The 723-nt window shown below is 49.5% G+C and carries 1 protein-coding gene; it reads right to left on the bottom strand.

Annotated elements, in window-relative coordinates:
* Positions 1-723, bottom strand: a 723-nt coding sequence (locus tag R7R24_RS26790) for a lipopolysaccharide biosynthesis protein (RefSeq protein WP_318120128.1), incomplete at both ends; no start/stop codon positions are given.

Below are 723 nucleotides of genomic sequence, written 5' to 3'. Positions count from 1 at the left end.
TCATTATCTCGACCATTTTCGAGGTATGCAAAGCGTCGTGGCATCCACCACATGCCAAATGGCTGCACCAAAATACACATACCGACAGAGCACTTAACCGCAATCGCATAAATGCCTAACGTCGCCAACGAAGCATTTGCGCCGATAAACCAGCGTTCGGCACCATTCAAACAAAACGCGACAAGCGCAGACAGCATTACTGGTAGGCAGTAATTCAAATACTGCTTGGCTAAGGCAATCTGAGGCAGAGCAAGGGTGTAACGGTTGATGATGTGTAACCAAACAAATTGCATGACCGCTGCGATAAGACCGCCAATCAGCACCGAGATGACATGCGGGTGCAGCGCAAGCGCCGCGACGATAAACGTGACTTGCAGTAGAGTCGTCGTCACCATCACTTTAAGCAGTGTTTTGGCTTTGTCATCTTGAGTGCGCAGCCAAGCCGTGCCAATCGCAATACTGCCTTCCAGAACAATGGCAAGCGTGACAACAGCAAATTCGATGCGCGTAAAAGGTTCAGGAATAGAAAGCAACGCAATCAGTAACAGGAGAATCGCAGCCACCGCGCCGGCGATCAGCACCGACAATGAATAAAGTTGGTTGAGAGAAACGGTTCTTTTTTGTGCGTCTTTCTCCACGCCGACAAAACGATAGAGAGCTTCGTGCAAAGCAAAGCTGACCAACAAGGTTGTCACTACGCCAAAAGTGGTCAGTAGCTCGAGT

The organism is Vibrio sp. 704 (genome assembly GCF_033339295.1).
Note: the sequence above shows the minus strand (reverse complement) of the source record. Positions and strands in the feature narration are given on the sequence as shown.